15 protein-coding genes are annotated in these 18,311 nt (G+C 71.7%); 7 read left to right on the forward strand and 8 right to left on the reverse strand.

Going from position 1 to position 18,311, the window contains the following annotated elements; genetic code table 11:
- Positions 1 to 7: 7 nt before the first annotated feature.
- Positions 8 to 2,161 (reverse strand): peptidylprolyl isomerase, encoded by a 2,154-nt coding sequence (locus tag LZ198_RS06855; protein ID WP_253971062.1) that lies wholly within the window; start codon positions 2,159 to 2,161, stop codon positions 8 to 10.
- A gap of 55 nt (positions 2,162 to 2,216) precedes the next feature.
- Here LZ198_RS06855 and LZ198_RS06860 point away from each other — a divergent pair, with 55 nt between their 5' ends.
- From LZ198_RS06860 to LZ198_RS06875, 4 genes are all read left to right on the forward strand, one after another.
- Positions 2,217 to 3,152 carry a zinc ribbon domain-containing protein gene (locus LZ198_RS06860; RefSeq protein WP_253971063.1) on the forward strand — a complete coding sequence of 312 codons (936 nt, stop codon included), beginning with the start codon at positions 2,217 to 2,219 and terminating at the stop codon, positions 3,150 to 3,152.
- A gap of 25 nt (positions 3,153 to 3,177) precedes the next feature.
- On the forward strand, positions 3,178 to 4,113 hold the full coding sequence (locus LZ198_RS06865; RefSeq protein ID WP_253971064.1) for an AAA family ATPase: 936 nt from the start codon (positions 3,178 to 3,180) through the stop codon (positions 4,111 to 4,113).
- The gene (locus LZ198_RS06870; protein WP_253971065.1) at positions 4,110 to 5,459 is read left to right on the forward strand and encodes a DUF58 domain-containing protein; all 1,350 of its coding nucleotides are present in this window, start codon (positions 4,110 to 4,112) and stop codon (positions 5,457 to 5,459) included. The genes LZ198_RS06865 and LZ198_RS06870 overlap by 4 nt, the downstream gene beginning before the upstream one ends.
- A 202-nt stretch (positions 5,460 to 5,661) precedes the next feature.
- On the forward strand, positions 5,662 to 8,424 hold the full coding sequence (locus LZ198_RS06875) for an SNF2-related protein (RefSeq protein WP_253971066.1): 2,763 nt from the start codon (positions 5,662 to 5,664) through the stop codon (positions 8,422 to 8,424).
- On the opposite strand, the gene LZ198_RS06880 is transcribed toward LZ198_RS06875, so the two are convergent.
- The 4 genes from LZ198_RS06880 to LZ198_RS06895 form a co-directional block, all read right to left on the reverse strand.
- Positions 8,406 to 8,777, reverse strand: coding sequence for a Smr/MutS family protein (locus LZ198_RS06880; RefSeq protein WP_253971067.1), 372 nt, complete (start codon positions 8,775 to 8,777; stop codon positions 8,406 to 8,408). The genes LZ198_RS06875 and LZ198_RS06880 overlap by 19 nt on opposite strands.
- Positions 8,778 to 9,056: 279 nt before the next feature.
- Complete coding sequence (locus LZ198_RS06885; protein ID WP_253971068.1) at positions 9,057 to 10,109, reverse strand: DUF72 domain-containing protein; 1,053 nt, start codon at positions 10,107 to 10,109, stop codon at positions 9,057 to 9,059.
- Positions 10,110 to 10,235: 126 nt separating this feature from the next.
- Positions 10,236 to 10,877 (reverse strand): response regulator, encoded by a 642-nt coding sequence (locus tag LZ198_RS06890; protein ID WP_253971069.1) that lies wholly within the window; start codon positions 10,875 to 10,877, stop codon positions 10,236 to 10,238.
- A complete protein-coding gene (locus tag LZ198_RS06895; RefSeq protein WP_253971070.1) occupies positions 10,874 to 12,034 on the reverse strand; it encodes a sensor histidine kinase in 1,161 nt (386 codons plus the stop codon). Before LZ198_RS06895 ends, LZ198_RS06890 begins: the two co-directional genes overlap by 4 nt.
- A 126-nt stretch (positions 12,035 to 12,160) precedes the next feature.
- Between LZ198_RS06895 and LZ198_RS06900 the strand changes: the two genes are divergently transcribed.
- Complete coding sequence (locus tag LZ198_RS06900; RefSeq protein WP_253971071.1) at positions 12,161 to 12,883, forward strand: DUF2306 domain-containing protein; 723 nt, start codon at positions 12,161 to 12,163, stop codon at positions 12,881 to 12,883.
- Between the two features lie 14 nt (positions 12,884 to 12,897).
- Here the strand turns inward: LZ198_RS06900 and LZ198_RS06905 are convergent, their stop codons facing one another.
- Positions 12,898 to 15,258 carry a hypothetical protein gene (locus LZ198_RS06905; protein WP_253971072.1) on the reverse strand — a complete coding sequence of 787 codons (2,361 nt, stop codon included), beginning with the start codon at positions 15,256 to 15,258 and terminating at the stop codon, positions 12,898 to 12,900.
- 294 nt (positions 15,259 to 15,552) lie between these two features.
- Here LZ198_RS06905 and LZ198_RS06910 point away from each other — a divergent pair, with 294 nt between their 5' ends.
- Positions 15,553 to 15,834 carry a hypothetical protein gene (locus LZ198_RS06910; protein WP_253971073.1) on the forward strand — a complete coding sequence of 94 codons (282 nt, stop codon included), beginning with the start codon at positions 15,553 to 15,555 and terminating at the stop codon, positions 15,832 to 15,834.
- 22 nt (positions 15,835 to 15,856) lie between these two features.
- Here the strand turns inward: LZ198_RS06910 and LZ198_RS06915 are convergent, their stop codons facing one another.
- A complete protein-coding gene (locus tag LZ198_RS06915; protein ID WP_253971074.1) occupies positions 15,857 to 16,264 on the reverse strand; it encodes a hypothetical protein in 408 nt (135 codons plus the stop codon).
- Positions 16,265 to 16,482: 218 nt separating this feature from the next.
- Between LZ198_RS06915 and LZ198_RS06920 the strand changes: the two genes are divergently transcribed.
- Positions 16,483 to 17,145 (forward strand): type IV pilin protein, encoded by a 663-nt coding sequence (locus tag LZ198_RS06920; protein ID WP_253971075.1) that lies wholly within the window; start codon positions 16,483 to 16,485, stop codon positions 17,143 to 17,145.
- A gap of 68 nt (positions 17,146 to 17,213) precedes the next feature.
- On the opposite strand, the gene LZ198_RS06925 is transcribed toward LZ198_RS06920, so the two are convergent.
- Positions 17,214 to 18,143, reverse strand: a complete 930-nt coding sequence (locus LZ198_RS06925; RefSeq protein ID WP_253971076.1) for a diacylglycerol/lipid kinase family protein — start codon at positions 18,141 to 18,143, stop codon at positions 17,214 to 17,216.
- Positions 18,144 to 18,311: the final 168 nt, after the last annotated feature.

The raw sequence follows: 18,311 nt of genomic DNA on the forward strand, positions 1-18,311 counted from the left end.
CCCCGCGTCAGCGCGTGAGCGTCACGGCCCGCGCCTCGCGGATGACGTCGCCCTCGAGGAGCGCGTCCACCACGTCCAGGCCGGACACCACCTCGCCGAAGGCCGTGTAGCGGCCATCGAGGTGTGGCTGGGGCGCGTGCGTGAAGAAGAACTGGCTGCCGCCGGTGTCCTTGCCCGACAACGCCATGCCGAGCGTGCCCCGGGTGTACGGCCGCCGCGTCATCTCGCAGCGGAGGGCGTGCCCGGGCCCGCCCTCCCCGTCCCCTCGGGGGTCTCCGCCCTGCGCGACGAAGTCCGGCACCACGCGGTGGAAGGTGACGCCGTTGAAGTACCCCTTGCGCGCCAGCGCGAACAGGTTGCCCGAGGTGAGGGGCGCCTGCGCGTCGTCGAGCCGCACGGTGATGTCGCCCTTGTCGGTGCGCAGCACGAGCGCGGCTCCCGCCGGCGCGGGCTCCGGGCGGAAGGCGTAGGGCGGGAGCTCCACGCGCGACGAGCGCACCGGCTGTCCGGTGAGTTGCGTGAGCGCCTGGGCCGCGACGCGGCGCACGTTGGCATGGGGCAACGACAGCCACTGCCGCAGGCGCGGTTCCGCGGCCGGCCCCTGGAGCGCGACGAGCGCGCCCGCCACCGGGTCCGCCAGGTCCGGCTCGGACGGCACGCGGTCCGCGAGCGCCTCCACGCCGGGCAAGGCCCCCTCGTCCTTCAACCGCCCGAGCGTCGCGGCGGCGGCGCCCGCCACCACCAGGTCCTCACCGCCCAGCAGGGGCCGCACGGCGGTCGCGGTCCGGGGCGCGGGGCGTTCGGCGAGCACCTCCATCGCGGTGAGCCGCACGCTGGGAGACGGGTGATTGAGGTAGCCCACCGCGAACGCCGCGGGCGTCTTCACCGGGGACTGGGCCACCTCGCGGAGCCCCAGCGCCAGCCGCCGCGCCTCGGACACCCGACCGAAGCCGCAGTGGCCCGTGTCCGCGACCACCCCGCGCTGTCGGTCCAGCGCCGCCGCCAGCCGGCAGTCCAGCCAACCCAGGTCCGCGCGCGCCAGCTCGGAGGCGGCCCCACGCTCCGCGTCCGCCAGCGCCAGCCGCAGGGCGTTGAGCAACGGCGCGCCGAAGTCGGGCAGCCCCTGCTGCGCCAGGGCGAGCAGCGGATGGCCCTCCGCCGAGCGCGCCAGCGTCTCCACCGGAGAGGACGCCCCCGTCGCCGTCGACTCGGGCGGGGGCAGCCCGCGCGCCACGCGCTTCGCCCGCGCCGCCAGGGGCTCCAGGGCCTCCACCGCCGTGCACGGGCCGCTGCACGTCGCCGCCAGCTTCGCCAGCGAGCGCGCCGCCTCCGCCGCCACGCGTGGGACGGTGTCGTCCAGCAGCCGTCCGAGCACCATCGCGTCCTCGGGCCCACCCACGTCCCCGAACGCCTTCGCGCACAGGCCGCGCACGTCGGCCTCGTCATCCGCCAGGCACGCGCGCAGCGTGGGAAGCGACTCGGTCCGCTTCGCGGTCGCGAGCAGATAGGCACCGGCATATCGGACCTCCACGGGGTTGTTCGCCGCGAGCAGCCCGCGCACGGGCGCCAGGGGCACGGTCTTCACGACCGCCGCCCCACCCCGCCTCGCGGCGACCCCCAGCGCGAGCGCCGCGTGGCCCGCGACGTCCACGTCCCTGTCCCCGAGCCGCTCGACCAGGCGCTCCAACGCTGGCGGCGTCGCGAGCCGACCGAGCGCCTCCCACTGCGCCGCCCGCGCCGACGCGTCCTCCTCCTTGGCCTCCACGTCGAGCAGCGGGCCCGCCAGGGCCGCCCGCTCGTCCTCCGTCAGGGGCTCCCAGGCGAGCGCCAGCTCGCCCGCCGCGAACGCCGCCTCGCCACGCACCCGCGCATCGGCGTCCCGCAGCGCCGCGATGACCGCCGGGGAGGTGGTCACGTCCTGGATGCGAGCCAGCGCGCGCAGCGCCCGGGCGCGGACACGCGGGTCCTCGGCCCCGCCCACCCACGCCGACAACTGGCCGTCCCCGAGCGAGCGGCGGTCCTCCCAGTCCTGGATGCGGGCCAGGGCCTGAGGATCCGGGGGATTCGCGTCTCGCCCCGGCACCGCGCGGACACAACCGGAGGCGGCGACGAGGAGGGCCAGGGACAGACTCGGGAGACGACGGAGACGTGCGCGGCGCATGCGGTGGGCCTAGGCCAAATCTCCGTGAGAATCCAGGGGTTAGGGCGCATGGCGTTTGACACGTGCGCCCCCGCGCTCCGAGGATGCGCGTTCGCATCTCTCAGCAGGAGCGCCGGTCCTGAACTGCCCTGGCTGCGGCTCGAAGGTAGCCGCCAACACGTCCATCTGTCCCGTCTGCGACTACATCATCGACGGCTCGTTCCTCTCGGACGCGCCGCCCGCGGACAACGACGAGGAGTCCACCGACGCGCGCGCCGCGCCCGTCCCGGCCCCCAAGCCTCCGGCCCGCCCGCGCCCGGCGAAGTCCGGCGCGCGGCCCGCTCCGTCCAACCCGGACGCCACCAACATCCGCGACATGAACGACGTCGTCCGCAACGCGCCTCCCCGGGCGTCGCGGCCCGCCGCGCCCTCCCGGGGTGGCTCGGGCCCGGCGCCCCGGCGCGCCGCGCCCCAGCAGGTCGAGGACCCGGGGTCCGACCCGTGGGATCGCAGCCTGCGCGAGGAGGAAGCGGCGAGGAACCAGCCCATCGCCGACCCGGACGAGCTCATCCAGGACGCCAAGGAGCTCCTGGGGGCGATGAACACCGGCGACAAGGTGGCCTTCTACGGCGCCGCCGCCATCATCGTGTCGGCCTTCGTGCCGTGGAAGGAGACGGCGGCGGACGGAGACGTGCTCGGATTGATGAGCACCGGCGTGGTCGCGGTCGTCCTCGCGCTGTTCGTGATGTCCGCCATCGGCGTGCGGGTGCGCCAGACGTTCCCGAACATCAATCAGGTGGTGCCGTGGATGGCGCAGTTGCTCGGCACCTTCCTGTGCCTCATCTGGTGCATCGTCTTCATCAAGGTCTCCTCGGACACGACGCTGGTGCCCAACGACATCGGCAACGAGGAGATCATGAACTCGTCACCCAGCTTCGGGGTGTTCATCGCGCTGCTCGGCGCGGTGGCCTCGCTCGTGGGCGCCTTCCTCGGCTTGCGCCGCAACGACTGACCCCACCTTCCGCTCCCCACGCGCCATGTCCGACGCCTCTCCCCTCTCCCGACTCACCGCGGCGCTCGGCGGCACCGTCTTCGGTCAGCCCCGCGTGCTCGCGGACCTGGTCACCGCCTTCCTCGCGCGCGGCCATGTGCTCCTGGAAGGCGTGCCGGGCGTGGCCAAGACGCTCACCGCGCGCAGCATGGCGGGCGCCCTGGGCCTGCTGTTCACCCGCATCCAGTTCACGCCGGACCTGATGCCGGCGGACATCCTCGGCACCAACGTCTTCCAGCCGCAGGACAACGCGTTCCGCCTGGTGAAGGGCCCCATCTTCACGGAAGTGCTGGTGGCGGACGAAATCAACCGCACGCCCCCCAAGGCCCAGGCCGCGCTGCTGGAGGCCATGGAGGAGCGGCAGGTCACCATCGACGGCGTCACCCACGCGCTGCCGCCGCACTTCTTCGTGGTGGCCACACAGAACCCGCTGGAGCTGGAGGGCACCTACCCGCTCCCGGAGGCCCAACTGGACCGCTTCCTGATGCGCGTGCGCGTGGGCTACCCGGACGTCGACGCGGAGACGACCATGCTGCGCACCTTCCACCAGCGCGAGGGGCGCCCGCCCTCCGTGGACCGGGTGCTGGACGCGCCCACGCTCATGGAGCTGCAGGCCCGCGCCGCGCGCGTCACGTGCGACGACTCCATCCTCCAGTACGTGGTGGCCGTGGTGCGCGACACCCGCGCCAACCCGCGCGTGAAGCTGGGCGCGAGCCCCCGCGCGGCCCAGGCCCTGCTCGCCGCGTCCAAGGCCCGCGCCGCGCTCATGGGCAACGACTTCGTCACGCCCGACGACGTGAAGGGCGTGGCCTCCAGCGTCCTCAACCACCGGCTGCTGCTCAAGGCGGAGGCCGAGGTGGAGGGCGTCACCGCCGACGACGTCCTCAAGCAGACGCTCGAGCGGGTGAAGGTCCCCCGGTGAGCCAGGGCCGTCCCGTCCCCACGGGGCTCGCGGTGGCGCTGCTGGCCGTGGGACTCGTCCCGGCCGCGCTGACCGTGGCGAGCCCCGCGTTCGGTTGGCTCGCCCTCGCCCTGGACGTGGCCGTCCTCGTCCTGTGTGGAGTGGACTTCCTGCGAGCCCCGCGCGCCTCGGACGTGGCCGTGCGGCGCGACGTCGAGGCCATCCTGTCCTCCGGCGTGAGAAACCCCGTCCACCTCACGCTGGAGCGGCTCGACGCGGGCGCCTCGCCGCTGCGCCTGGAGGTGCGCGACGAGCCCCCGCTGGACGTCACGAGCGCCGGACACCGGCAGGCCGTGACGCTGCCCGCGCGGAGCCCCGGCCCCGCGGCCCCGCCCGCGCGGCTCACCTACTTCATCACCCCGCCCGCTCGCGGCGACGCGCACTTCGGGGACCTCCACCTGCGGCTGACGGGCCCGCTGGGGCTGAGCATGCGCCAGGTGCGCGTCCCCTCCGCCTGCCAGGTGAAGGTGTACCCGGACCTCACCGCGCTCTCCAGCGAGGCCCTGGCGCTGGCGCGCGCCGCGGACGCCCCCTCCGCCCGGACGGTGCGGCGGCGCGTGTCCGAGGGGCGTGAGTTCGAGTCGCTGCGCGAGTACCGCCCCGGAGACGACTACCGCCACATCGACTGGAAGGCCTCCGCGCGCCACGCCAACACGCTCGTGCGCACGTGGCAGCCGGAGCGACACCAGCCGGTGCTGCTGCTGTTGGATTGTGGACGCCACATGGCGGGCCAGGTCCACGGCCGGCGCAAGCTGGACCACGCGGTGGACGCGGCGCTGCGACTGGCCAAGGTGGGCCTCGACGCCGGGGACGTCGTGGGCGTCATGGCCTTCGCCAGCGACGTGACGGCCTTCCTCCCGCCGCGCAAGGGCCACGAGCACCTGCGGCTCATCACCGAATCGCTCTACCGCGTCGAGGCGGCGCTGGAGGAGAGCGACTACGGCCGCGCCTACGACTTCGCCTTCGCCCGCCAGTCGCGCAGGACGCTGGTGGTGCTGTTCACGGACCTGGTGGACCCGGACGCCTCCGCGGGCCTGCTCACCCGCACGCTGGCCCTGAGGCCCCGGCACCTGCCCGTCGTCGCGTCGCTGCTCGACGAGGACGTGCGCGACGCGGCCATGGACGTCCCCCTCGAGGCCCAGGACGCGTACGCGCGCCAGGCCGCCACGCGGCTGGAATCCGAGTACCGCCGGACGGCGTCCACGCTGCGCGACGCCGGAGCGCTCGTCGTGCGCGCGCCGGCCACCGGCTTCGGCGCGGCCGCGCTCAACACGTACCTGGACGTCAAGGCCCGCGGACTGCTGTAGCCCTCTCGAGCCATGTCCAGTGGAAAGTTCGTGCATCGCGCACGCACGCCGCGAGCGCGCATCGCTCGCGAGATCGCGTGCCAATCGCGCGGAGGCCGATTTTTCGGCCTCGGAGACGACCCCCTTTACAGCGCCGGCTCCGTCAACAAAATGGCCGGTCTCTCTCGCCTGCCGCATCGGTGGGCACCCCGAAACAGCACGGATGGAGATGGACTTGGCGGAGGTCGCGAGGGGACTCAGGGTGGAGGTGGAGGCGGACGCGGCGGCGGTCGCGGCCCGGGCGATGGAGGCCCAGGAGCCGGCGCGCACGCTGACGCCGTTCCACGAGCGACTGCTGGCCGAGGAGCTGCTCGCACGCAGTGGTGACACGCAGCAGCGTCTGGCCGGCGCGTTGTCGGAAGCGAAGGTGGACCTCAACCCGCACCAGGTCGAGGGCGCCATGTTCGCGCTCGACTCGCTGTCGCGCGGCGGCTGCATGCTGGGCGACGAGGTGGGGCTCGGGAAGACGATCGAAGCGGGGCTCGTCATCGCCCAGCTCATGGCGGAGGGGAAGACGCGCATCCTCATCCTCGCGCCCGCCACGCTGCGCGCGCAGTGGAACAGCGAGCTGCGCGAGAAGTTCGACCTGGACAGCGTGCTGGTGGACGGCCGCACCGTCCGGGCCACGGGCAACTGCTTCGACCAGCCCTTCCCCGTCATCTGCTCGCACCCGTTCGCGGCCAACAAGGCGCACCTGACGTCGGAGATTCCCTGGGACCTCATCGTCATCGACGAGGCCCACCGCCTGCGCAACGCGCACCGGGCCAACAACAAGATGGGCCAGGCGCTGCGCGCGTCCCTGGCCGGCAAGCCCAAGCTGCTGCTCACCGCCACCCCGCTCCAGAACGACCTGATGGAGCTGTTCGGGCTGATGTCGCTCCTGGACGAGCAGATCCTCGGCCCCGAGCACGCCTTCCGCACCCGCTACCGGGTGGACGAGGGCGGCGGCATGTCGGAGGCGGCCGCGTGCGAGTTGAAGGAGCGACTGGCCCCCGTGGTGCAGCGCACGCTGCGCCGGCAGGTGCGCGAGTACGTGCGGTACACCAACCGCCGCTCCATCGTGGAGGACTTCACGCCCTCGCCTGAGGAGCACGACCTCTACGAGAAGGTCAGCGAGTACCTGCAGCGCTCGGAGGCCGCGGCCATCGAGCCGGGCAAGAAGACGCTGCTCACGCTGTGCTACCGCAAGCTGCTGGCGTCCTCGACGTACGCCATCGCCCCCACCCTGCGCCGGCTCTCCGACAACCTGGATAAGCGGCTGGCCGCGGCGAAGCTGGGCCAGCAGGCCCTGGCCATGTTCGAGCCGGAGGAGGCCAAGCAGTTCGTCGAGGAGGGCGAGGAGTGGTCGGACGACCCGGCCAAGGCGCCCAACATCCGCGTGCTGGAGCAGGAGGTCTGGGAGCTGCGGCAGTACGCGGACCTGGCGGACTCCATCAAGGTCAACGCCAAGGGCGAGGCGCTCAAGCGCGGCCTGGACCGCACCTTCACGGTGATGAAGGCGCACGGTTGGCCGGAGAAGGCCCTCATCTTCACCGAGTCCAAGCGCACGCAGCAGTACCTGTTCAACCTGCTGTCGGACAACGGCTACCGGGGGAAGATCTCCCTCCTGTCCGGTGACATGGCCGGCACGCCCGAGGAGCGCCGGGCGCTGGTGGACGAGTTCCGCAACAAGACGCAGATCCTCATCTGCACCGAGGCCGGCGCGGAGGGCCTCAACCTCCAGTTCTGCAACCTGGTGGTGAACTACGACCTGCCGTGGAACCCGCAGCGGGTGGAGCAGCGCATCGGCCGCTGCCACCGGTACGGACAGCAGCGGGACGTGCTGGTCATCAACTTCCTCAACCGCTCCAACGCGGCGGACGCGCGGCTGTTCGAGCTGCTCGAGAAGAAGCTGAACCTGTTCGACGGCGTCTTCGGGGCGTCGGACGAAATCCTGGGCGCGCTGGAGAGCGGCGTGGACTTCGAGCGCCGGGTGCTCGACATCTACCAGTCCTGCCGCAAGGTCGAGGACATCAACGCCGCCTTCGACCGGCTGCGCTCGGAGATGGAGCAGCGCATCAGCAAGCGCATGACGGAGATGCGCTCGGTGGTGCTGGAGCGCTTCGACGGGGACGTGCGCCGCCGGCTGCGCGGCCAGAACGACTCCACGAAGGAGGCGCTCGCCAAGCGGCAGCAGGAGGCGCGCGCGCTCACCAACTCCGTGCTGGGCAGCCGCACGTCGGGGCGGCTGGAGGTGGCCAAGGCCGCCTACGCCGTCAAGGAGCGCAAGCAGGACGCGGTCAGCTACCTCCAGCTCGACGCCGCGGGCCTGCCCTCACGACTGGCCCGGCTGGCCGGCAGCGAGGGCTGGTGGTTCTGCTACAAGTTCGAGACGACGGGCCTGAAGCCGGAGGAGAAGCTCGTCCACCTGGTGCTGGTGAAGGACCGCGAGGGCAACTTCCGCGCCCTGCCCCTCCAGGACGGCTCGCACTTCGTGAAGCTGGCCGCGAAGGAGGAGAAGCGCCGCCAGCCCGCGCCGGTGTCCGTGCAGCTCATGCAGGAGCAGTCGCTCGTCGCGGCGAAGGACGAGATCCTCCGCGCCGCCGAGCGCCGCAACGCCCTGGAGCTGGACAAGGCCAAGGAGCGCGCGGACCGCTACGTGGAGGACTGCCTGATGGAGTCCCGCGAGGGCGTGGACGCGGCCCGGCAGGCCTGGGCCGACGCGCGCAAGCTGGTGTCCGCGGAGGAGGACGTGGCCGAGCGCGCCAAGGCCCGCGCCAACGCGGACCGGATGGAGCGCGAGTACCGCCGCAAGCTGTCCTCGCTGCGCAACGAGGAGGAGAAGCGCTACGCCTCCAAGGACCGCCAGCTGGCCGAGCTCGCCCAGAAGGCGAAGGTCGCCGAGAAGCGCGCGCTCATCGCGTCCGCCTACTTCTGGCTCTCCTGAGGCTCCGGCGGGCGCAGGCGCACCCACGTCGCGCCCCACCCGCCGTCCCGCTCGGAGGCGGAGTGGAACGACTCCACCTCCGGCAGCCTCGGCAGCAGCGCCTGCACCGTGCGCCGCAGCGCGCCGGTGCCCTTGCCGTGGATGATGCGCACGTCGAGCAGGCCCTTCTGGCGACACGCCCAGAGGTACTCGACGACCAGGTCCTTCACGTCCTGGGGGCGGAACGGGTGCAGGTCCAGCGTGCCGTCGATCGGCAGCTCGACGACCTCGTCCTCACCGGGCGGAGGGGCGTCCCCCTCCGGAGGGAGTGGCGGCTCGTCCGTCCGTTGCGGCGGCAGGCGCCTGGGGCTCATTCGTCCACTCCCCCGATTCGCGCTTGAGCCGCTCCGCCTCCAGCCGGCGCCGCTCCCGGGCCTGCTGATACTGCGAGCGCAGGGCGGCGACCTCGTTCTTCAGCGCCGACAGGTGCTTGCCCGTGTCGTCCGCCGACGCCGAGTCACGACGCTCGTCCGCACGCTCACCGCGCGCACCAGCCCCGCCGGCTGTCATCATCTGGACCATCAGCGCTGCCACGGTGACGGACATCATGCCCAAACAGGTAAGCAAGACTCATGCACGGAGGCAAGCCCCGTTCACGATGAGACGCTCCCCTGGTGCCCCTCCGTCGTTCTGCTCGTGACAATGCGCTCCGCCAGTCTGACGGCGGACAGCGGCGCGCTCCCCTCCGCTTTGTTGTTGATGGTGACGAAGATGGGGCGCTCGCGCCGCACGGCGGCGAGACACGCGCGTGACAGCAGGTCCCGCGTGGGGAGGTCCTCGTCCACCAGCTTGTCGAAAGGCGCGTAGCGGGCGCGCGCCTCCTCGTAGCCGAGGTTCGGGGGGAGCATCCACCGCACCACCAGCGCCCGCGCCTCCAGCGCCCGGGTCCGCTTCGCCTGGATGCCCATGGAGGGCATGTGCGCCCACACCGCCAGCACGGGGCAGGCGCCCACGTCCGCGAGCGCCTGCGCGAAGCCCTCCGTCAGCAGCTCCTCGTTGCGCACCTCGACGGCGTACAGCGGCCCCTTGGGGAGCGCGGCGAGGAAGGCATGGAGGCGCTCCACGAAGCGCGCGACGCCGCCCAGCACCTGCGGGTCCTGCGGTGGGAACTGGAAGACGAGCGGCCCGCCCTTGTCGCCCAGTCCCTCGACGAAGGGGCGCACCACGGCCTCCTCCGCGTAGGCCGCGTGGAGGAAGCGGTCGTTGGACTGCCCCCGCTGGGCGCCGTAGCGCTCGTGCATGGGGAAGCGCGCCAGGGTGCAGGCCTCGTGGGCCTTCACGAGGAAGCGGAAGTCCTCCGGCACCTGCTCCGCGTACTCCGCGAAGGCGCTCGCGGAGATGGGGCCGTAGAACGTCCGGTCGATGCCCACCGTGCGCAGCACGGGGTGGCGCGCGTACGCGGCCAGGCCCTCGCGCGCGAGCTGGGACGCGCTGGCCTCGTGGTCGTACACGAGCCCCGTCCAACCCGGGAAGGTCCAGGACGACGTCCCCAGGTAGATGCCGGAGGGCAGCTCACGCCCGAGCGTGACGAGCGCCTCCGGGTGGGAAGCGGACTCCACAGGTTGGGCACGCGAGCGCCCCCGGGTCGGTGCCTCCACGGGCGCGCCCGTGAAGAGGTCGAGCTGTGAAGGTCCGCGCTGGCCCATCGGACATCTCCCGAGTCCTGACGACACCTCCCGTGGGTGCCGCCCCCCCGGCGGGCATAACGCCTGGCCGGACAGGATTCAGGAGGTTGCCCCAGAACACGGGGTGACCCAAGCGGGATGTCTCCCCTACAGGCAGCCGAGCTCCATGCCCCGGAGGACGGCGCGCGTGCGGTCGCGGACGCCCAGCTTGGACAGGATGCTGGAGGTCTGGTTCTTCACCGTGCCCTCGGCCGTGCCGAGCGCCTCGGCGATTTCACGGTTGCTCAAGCCCCGGGCGATGAGCCGCAGCACCTCCACCTCGCGGCGGGTGAGGCCCTCCGGCAACTGCGCGTGGGGGAAGTCCCGGGGCACCTCCGCCATGCCGCGCGCCACCCGCTCCGCCACGCCGGGCGGCAGCAGCGTCTGGCCCGCGTGCACGCGGCGGATGGCGTCCGCGAGTTCGTCCAGGGACACGTCCTTGAGGAGGAAGCCCTGCACGCCCGCGCGCAGCGCCTCGATGATGGCGGCGTCCTCGTCGAAGGTGGTGAGCAGCACCACGCGGCGGTGGGGCGAGTCGCCGCGCAGCGCGCGCAGCGCCTCCAGGCCCGTCATCCGAGGCATGCGCACATCCATCAGCACCACGTCCGGGTCCAGCTCCGCGACCTTGCGCAGCGCGTCCTCTCCATCCACGGCCTCGCCCACCACCCGCAGGTCCGGGGTGAGGTCCAGGAGGCTCCTCAGTCCCTGTCGGACGAGGGCGTGGTCATCCGCCAGCACGAGTCGAATCATGATTCACCCCTCGCCGTCGCCGGCAACCACGCCTCCAGCTCCCAGCCCCGCCCGGCCTCCGCGCGCCAGGCCACGTCGCCACCCAACCGGGTGAAGCGCTCGCGCATGCCCGTGAGCCCGGCGCCCGGAACGGGGGCTTCGGCGCCCAGCCCGTCATCCCGCGTGACGACGCGCACCCCACCGGCCTCCGAGGACTCGATGCGGACCCACAGCTGCGTGGCGCGCGCGTGGCGCAGCGTGTTCGTGAGGACCTCCTGCACGCAGCGGATGAGCGAATGCGCCGCCTCCGACGACGCGACCTCGAGGTCCTCCGGCACGTCGAGGTGGACCGTCAGGCCGGGCGTGTTGGCCACGAGCGCGCGCAGCGAATCGCGCAGGGGCGGCGGCGTGTCGCGCAGGGCCGACACCGTCTCGCGGACCTCGGACAGCAACGTCCGCGCGGCCTCGCGGGCGCGCCGCAGGTGTTCGGCGGAGGGCGTGTCCTTCGCGGTGTACACGGCGGCCTCCAGGTTGAGGGACAGGGCGGTGAGGTGGTGGCCCAACGAGTCGTGCAGTTCGCGCGCGATGCGCAGCCGCTCCCCTTCCCGCTCCCGGGCCGCCAGCAGCATCTGCGTGGACTGAAGCTGCGCGTGGAGCCGCGCCAGCTCCCTGCGCGCCTGGGCCTCGCGCACCATGACGATGGCCGACGCGAGCGTGAACCCCTGGAAGCCGAAAAAGATGAGCCCCTGGATGAGCGCACCCGCGAGCGGATGGAAGCAGAGGTAGACGCCCACCAGGGCCGCGGACTGCGCGGCCACCCAGAGCACCGCACGGCGCTGCGAGAGCAGCTCGGGGGCCTGGGCCGCGACGATGGCCAGCAGCGCGCCATCCACCCCGGTGCGGCCCGTCGCCACGACGACCAGCGCCGACAGCGTCTCGAGCGCCAGCAGGGGAACACTGCCGACATCGTCGGCGGCCGCGTTGCGGAAGTAGGCCACGCCGAAGACGAGGAACGCCGCGAGCCACGGCAGTGCCTCGGACGTCGGCCCTGCACGCAGGAGGTCTCCCGCGTGCGTCGAGCCGACGACGCCCCAGGTGAGCAACCCGGCCGCCAGGAACAGTCGCCGGGTGGCGGGGGATTTCGTCGCGCCGTGCCGCTGGGCCATGCGTCGCAGCATAGGGCGTCCACCGCGCCCCGGGGCATGTGCCGGAAGTCACATGCGCGCGGTGTGACTTCCCGCAGATGTGGGCCCTGGAGCGCTTGCGTACCTTGACTCCCGACTCGCCGTTCGTCGGAGACACCCATGACGCTCTTCTCGCTCGCCCGCTCCATCCACATCGCCGCGGGCGTCGTCGGCTTCATCTCGCTCTGGTTGCCGCTGGTGGCCAGGAAGGGAGGCACGCTGCACCGCCGCGTGGGCTGGGTGTACGTGGGCGCCATGGGCGTCGTCGCCGCGTCGGCGCTGGTGCTCTCCGGGTCGCGGTTCGTCCTGGAGCCGGCCGCGCGCTCCACCGCCCTCTTCTTCATCTACCTGAGCGCGCAGAGCGCGGCGGCCTCCTCGCTGGGCGTGCGGGTGCTGCGCGCCAGGCACCGCACCGGCGCGCACCGGAGCCTGCTCGACCTGGCCATGGCGGGGCTCCTCCTGGGCCTGGGGCTCTTCACGGCGGGCTGGGGCGTGGTGATGCACGTGCCGCTGCTGTGGGGCTTCGCGCCCGTGGGCATCTACACGGGCGCGACGACGCTGCACTACTGGCTCAACCCGCCCAAGGAGCGCATGCACTGGTGGTTCCAGCACATGGGCGCCATGGTGACCTCGGGCATCGGCACGCTGACGGCGGTCCTCGTGGTGAACGCGCGGCACCTGGGCATCAGCGGCATGCAGCTCGCGGTGTTCCTCGCGCCCACGGTGGTGGGCGTCACGGGGCTGCGCATCTGGAAGCGCTACTACCGCCAGAAGTTCTCGCCCCGCCCGACCGCGACGAGCACGCCGTCCGACGCCGTGCCACCCGCACTCTCCGGGGAGTGAGCCCCCAGGCCCCCCTACTCGGGCCTGGGGAGGACGCCGAGGTACACGGCGAGCCAGAGCGGGAGCAGGTAGTCGACCCCGGCAGCCTCGGTATCAGGCTGGCCCGGGTCGATGGCGATCCGCGCCGGGTCATGCGGCAGCATGGGGGGCCAGGGAGGCAAGGGCGCGAGGAACCCGGTCTCGAAGGGATGCCGCTGCCACACGAACTCCATGTGGCTCCCGGGCCGCTTGTGGACCGGCAGCGCCCAGACGCTGCACCACGAGACCGGCGTCTTCCGTCCCTGCGGCGCATAGGGTGCGACGCGGTCGGGATAGAGGGACTGGAGATAGGCCGGGTCGGGCGTCTTCAGGGTCGGCATCCCCGTGGGCGAGGCAACCTGCTGGAGTCGCAGGAGCCACTCGTGGAGGAGCGCGCGAATCTCTTCCGCGAGCGTCACCGTCGGGTCGTAGCCCCCGGGACCGTCGAGCAGCGCCTGTCGCTGCTCGGGGAGCGCCACGAGGACGCTCACGAGGTCGAAGTACGCGTTGCGGTGGTGCGCGACGCCGTGGCGCAGCAGCTCGAACATGCGGACATATCCGTCCCGCGGCGCGGGCGCGTCCTCGAGGAGGAGCAGCAACGACGCCGAGGCATGCCCGAGGTTGAACTTCCACGGCTCTTCCAGCGGCTCCGCCGCCGCGCCCCACGTCGTGAGCCACGAGGCCCCCGCGGCCGCCGCGACACTGTCGTAGAGCGCGCCGAACGCCGTCGGGTTCACCGTCTTCCCCACGCGGAGGAAGGCGAGCTGGTGGGTGAACTGGTTGAAGAAGGTGGTGACGATGGGCTGGGACTCCTCCGGCTCCAAGGGGCCGCCCGCGGTCGCGGCGCTCCATTCGGACAGCTCGCGCCTGGGCGTCACCACGTTCCAGTGGTGGCTCAGCAGATGCTGGAGCATCGCGGTCACCAGGGAGGCCGACGCGGCCCTCACCTCCGCGTCCTCCACGAAGCGGAAGGCGTACGCCAACCCCAACAGCACCCCGAGGTACGTGTCTCGACTCGGCGGTTTGTCTCCGCGCCCGAAGCCGTGCCAGTCCCGGCCGTCCAACGTCACCGGCCCGTAGTACCGGTCCAGATGGTCCTGGGGATGGGCGAAGGGAGGCTCTGTCTGGATGGGAGCGTCGTCGGGGAGCGCGGCGCGGGCCACGAGCCCGGGAACACCTGTCACCTCGAACAGCTTGCGCAGTCCCTCCATGGTCTGCCGGACGCGGGCCAGGGCCGCGGCACGTCCCTCGGCGGTCGTCGCCACGGCATGGCGCAGGGACTCCGCCGCCAGGTAGTGACCGGTCCAGATGGCCGAGTCGACGTAGCCCTCGTACACGGGCTGCTTCGGAGGAGGGCTTCGCTTGATTTCGAAGAGGGCGCCATGCGGAAGGTGCGCCGCGATGCCCTCCTCCAGCACCCACGCGGGCGCGAGGAAGTCCGTCCCCGGAGGCACCGGCGCGAGGTCGTCGAGCGGGGGCCCGCCCCAGTCCCGAGGCAGGGGGCCTCGGAGCATCGCCGCCAGCTCGTCGACCAGGGGGACCGGGAGCCCGGTGTCCATCGACCACGAGAACGGCACCCGCGTCCGGCCCAGCACGGGGAGGTCGAAGAGCAGCTCGCCGACCAGTTGGAAGGTCAGCGTCGGCAGGGGCCTCACCACCACCACCCCGGAGAAGAGGGCCTCTCCGAGGGGAGGGATTTCGAGCAGGGGGAACGCGCCGAGCGGGTATTCGAAGCGCAGCCCCCCCTCCGGGTCGATGACGGGCCGGAAGACATCCAACGGCAGCGAGAGGAAGCTCAGGGCGGACAGCTCCAAGCGCCCCTGGGGCCTGATTCGGAGGCGCGAGAGCCGGGGAAGCCCTCCCGCCTCGGGGGAAGGCTCGAGGTGCGCCGCGCCCACCAGACGGAAGCCCCTCAGCTCCAGGTCCAGCGTGGCGTGGGCATCCAGCCCCGCGCCCTTCTTCGTCCACCACACCCAGAGCCGCCCTCGGAGGATGGTCTTCAGGCGCACGAGCCACGAGGTCTCGAGTGGGACGGCGAGCCGGACCTCCTCCTCGGAGAGCGCCTCGTAGCCCGGTGGACTGGCGATGGAGGTGTGGAGCCGCGCGGAGTCGACCCAAAGACAGACTTGATAGGACCCGAGGGGTAGCCGCTTCAGGAAGGACGGCCCCGCCCGGCGCGGTCCCGAGTCATACCGCCATTGCAGTTGCCTGACGACCTCCTCCGCGTTGCGAGTGTACTGCGTATGCAGCAGCGTCCACGGGTCGGCGACGAGCACATTGACGGAGCGGACCCGGAGGTCCGCGGAGGATGAGGCCGGGACGACACCACTTTCGACGAGCGCGTCATCGGGTGCCATGCGCCCGAAGATAGCGTGGCGCTACGAGCGGAAAGTCCCCGCGCGAGCGGGGAGCGCGGTGAGTTGTCTTCTAGTCTGCGCAGGAAGGCCGAACGTCTGCCCCGCAGGGCCCGGTCAGTCCATCCGCGACCACGCCTGGAGCTTCGACCCATGGGAGCTGCATCGGCGGGCCCCAGCCCGGACAAGGCCTGGCACAGGGCGCACATTACCCATCAGGGCGCAAGCATCTGCCACCCAGATGCTTGAGACATGATATTGCAACAAGCCCCCGCAGTCCCCTCCGAGGCATGCACCATGAGACTACCAATGGCGGTGATGATGTGCGCGGCGCTCTCCTTCCTGGGTTGTGGCGCCCCCGAGGCCGACGAGTCCTCCGAGCCCGTCACCGAGGACACCCGGACGGTGTCCGAATTCGCGACGTGCTCCACCAGCGGCCTGCCCGCGTGCTCCCTGTACTCCGGGAAGAGCTGCTCGCCGCTCTACAGCCGCCTGGCCTGCTGCAACGGGACGAACACGGACGAGCTCGTCTGCTCGACCAACGGCGTCACCACCGCGCTGACGTGGCAGTTCTGGTGAGCTGTCGTAGCCGGTGAGCCCGCTACTCGGCCGTGGTACGCGCCAGCTCCGAGCCTGCCGTCGTCGGAGCTGGTGGCTGCACCCGACACAGCCGCCACAGGCTGAAGGCATAAGCGACCGCCAGGACACCGAACGCGATCACCGTCGGGAGGATCATCTCCTCGTGGCGCAGCTCCGAGCCGTGATACGCGCCCTCCACGCAGAGCATCAACATCCCCACGGCGGGCACGACACAGAGCAGCAGCACGACCAACCAGATGTTCGCGGCCCTGTGGCCCCGGACGATGATCCCGACGAGGACCGCGACCAGGGCCAGCAGATAACTCGGGGGGATGAAGACGAACACGACCATCGGGCACATGTCGCTGGCCCAGGCCGGGGTCGACAACAAGAGCGCCAGGACTCCCCACACCCGCGTCTGGATACGCATTGCGACTTCCTCATCCGCCAGGCACGACTTCCCGTTGAACGGAGCGGCGCTACCGAGTGTCGCACACCTCGAGGCGGATTCCTGGCAGGCCAGACACGTCACCCGCCCCACGTGAGAGGGTATAGTCCAACCCTCCCCCGACACGACTCCCCGCTGGCACCGTCCCCTGGGTGTCGGCTATCGAGATGGATGTCGGGCCCGCTCGAGGAGGAGATTCGATGCCGAAGATGACGTGTCCCCGGTGCAAGAACCCCATCGACCTCCAAGGCGTCGCAGCCGGAGCCACCGTCGCATGTCAGACCTGCGGGAACATCGCGACCGCGACCAAGCCACTCAGCCGCAAGTGGATCGCCGCCATCATCGGCGCGGTGGCCCTGGTCTTGTGCTGTCCGCTCACCGGCATCATGGCGGCCATCGCCATCCCCAACTTCATCCGCTTCCAGCTTCGCGCCAAGCAGGCCGAGTGCAAGACCTACCTGAAGAGCTGGTACCTGGCGCAGCAGGCGTATCGCGCCCAGCACGACCGATACGAGCCCCGCTTCGCCGAGGTCGGCTTCGCCCCGGAGCCCGGCAACCGCTACGCGTACTTCGCGGCGAAGCCCGTCCCCGGAGAGGACACCGGCACCTTCATCGACGCGGACCCGAAGCGCTTCCCGCCGCTGACACCGGACGCGCTCCCACCGGCCGCCGCGGCGGTCGTCGGCCTGTCGGGGACCTGCCCCGATTGTGAAATCACGGCGGCCTGCGTGGGCGACCTCGTCAAGGGCGACTCGTTCGACGTGTGGGTCATCTCCACCGGAGCCCTGCCCTTGACCGGCGAAGACGGAGAGCCCACGCCCCCCGGTCAGCCCGTGCACCTCGAGAAGGACCTGCAGCACTGAGTGACGACCGCGGCTGGAAGGACGGCCCGAGCCTGCACTCCAGCGGGCTCCGTGCAGCCGCGGACGTGTCAGACCTTGAGGCGGATGGCGCCGGGCAGCAACCTGAAGGTCGCGGGCAGCTTGCCCGGTGTCTCGCCATCCACGTCCAGGTAGACGTCCTGCCCATCCACGGACTCGGCGTGGACCGTGCGGCAGCGCAGCCGGCGCGTGCCCTTCCACGTGACGTGGGCGCCGCTGTAGACGCCCTTCGACTTGAGCAGGAAGTCACTCAGGCCGTAGCCGGACCAGATGGTGACGTCGAACAAGCCGTCATGGGTGAGCGCGTCCGGCGCCACGAACATGCCGCTGCCGAAGTAGCGCCCGTTGGCCACGGCCACGGCGGTGACGTCGAGGGGCTGCGCCGGGTTGTCGTCGGTGGACATGAGGACCTTGCGCTCGGAGTACTTCACCAGCCCCTTGAGCGTGCCCCACACGAAGCTGAAGTTGCCGCCGAGCGCCTTGCTGCCGCTGTTCACCTCGCGGGCCACCACCGCGCTCACGCCGAACGAGGCGATGTTCGCGAAGTAGCGCGTCGCCGGCCGCCCCTCGTTGTCGATGAAGTCCAGCCGCCCCACGTCGAAGGGCTCGGTGGTGTCCGTGCGCAGCCGCTCCAGGGAGGACTCCAGGTCCAGCGCCCAGCCGAAGGTGCGGCGGAAGTCTCCCCCCGTGCCGCGAGGGATGAGGCCCAGGGCCGCGTCCGGGTTGATGACCTTGCCGTCGCGGAAGAAGCCGTTGGTGACCTCGTTGAGGGTGCCGTCACCGCCCACGGCGACGATGCACTCGTAGCCCTGTTCGATGGCCTCGCGCGCGAGGCGCGCCGCATCCATCCCGCCCTGGGTGAAGCCATGCCCGAACTCCCCGAGCACCTTCCCCACCTGCGCGGCAATCTCGACCCAGCGCTTCCCCGTCTGCCCACTGGCGCTGCGCGGATTGACCACCAGGAACGTCTTCTTCGGCACCGATGCCCCTCCGTGTAGCGCCCCTGTTTACGCGGTTGTGGCTCGGTACTCCACTCCCCGACACGCGTCCGGAGGTCGGAAGGTCCCCATTCACCCCACCTGCGACGTCGGGGCTGACGCACCGCATAGCGAGCCAGGACGTCACGGCCCTGTCCAGGCGGTGGCCTC

The sequence above is a fragment of the Myxococcus dinghuensis genome (genome assembly GCF_024198235.1).
GTDB lineage: Bacteria > Myxococcota > Myxococcia > Myxococcales > Myxococcaceae > Myxococcus > Myxococcus dinghuensis.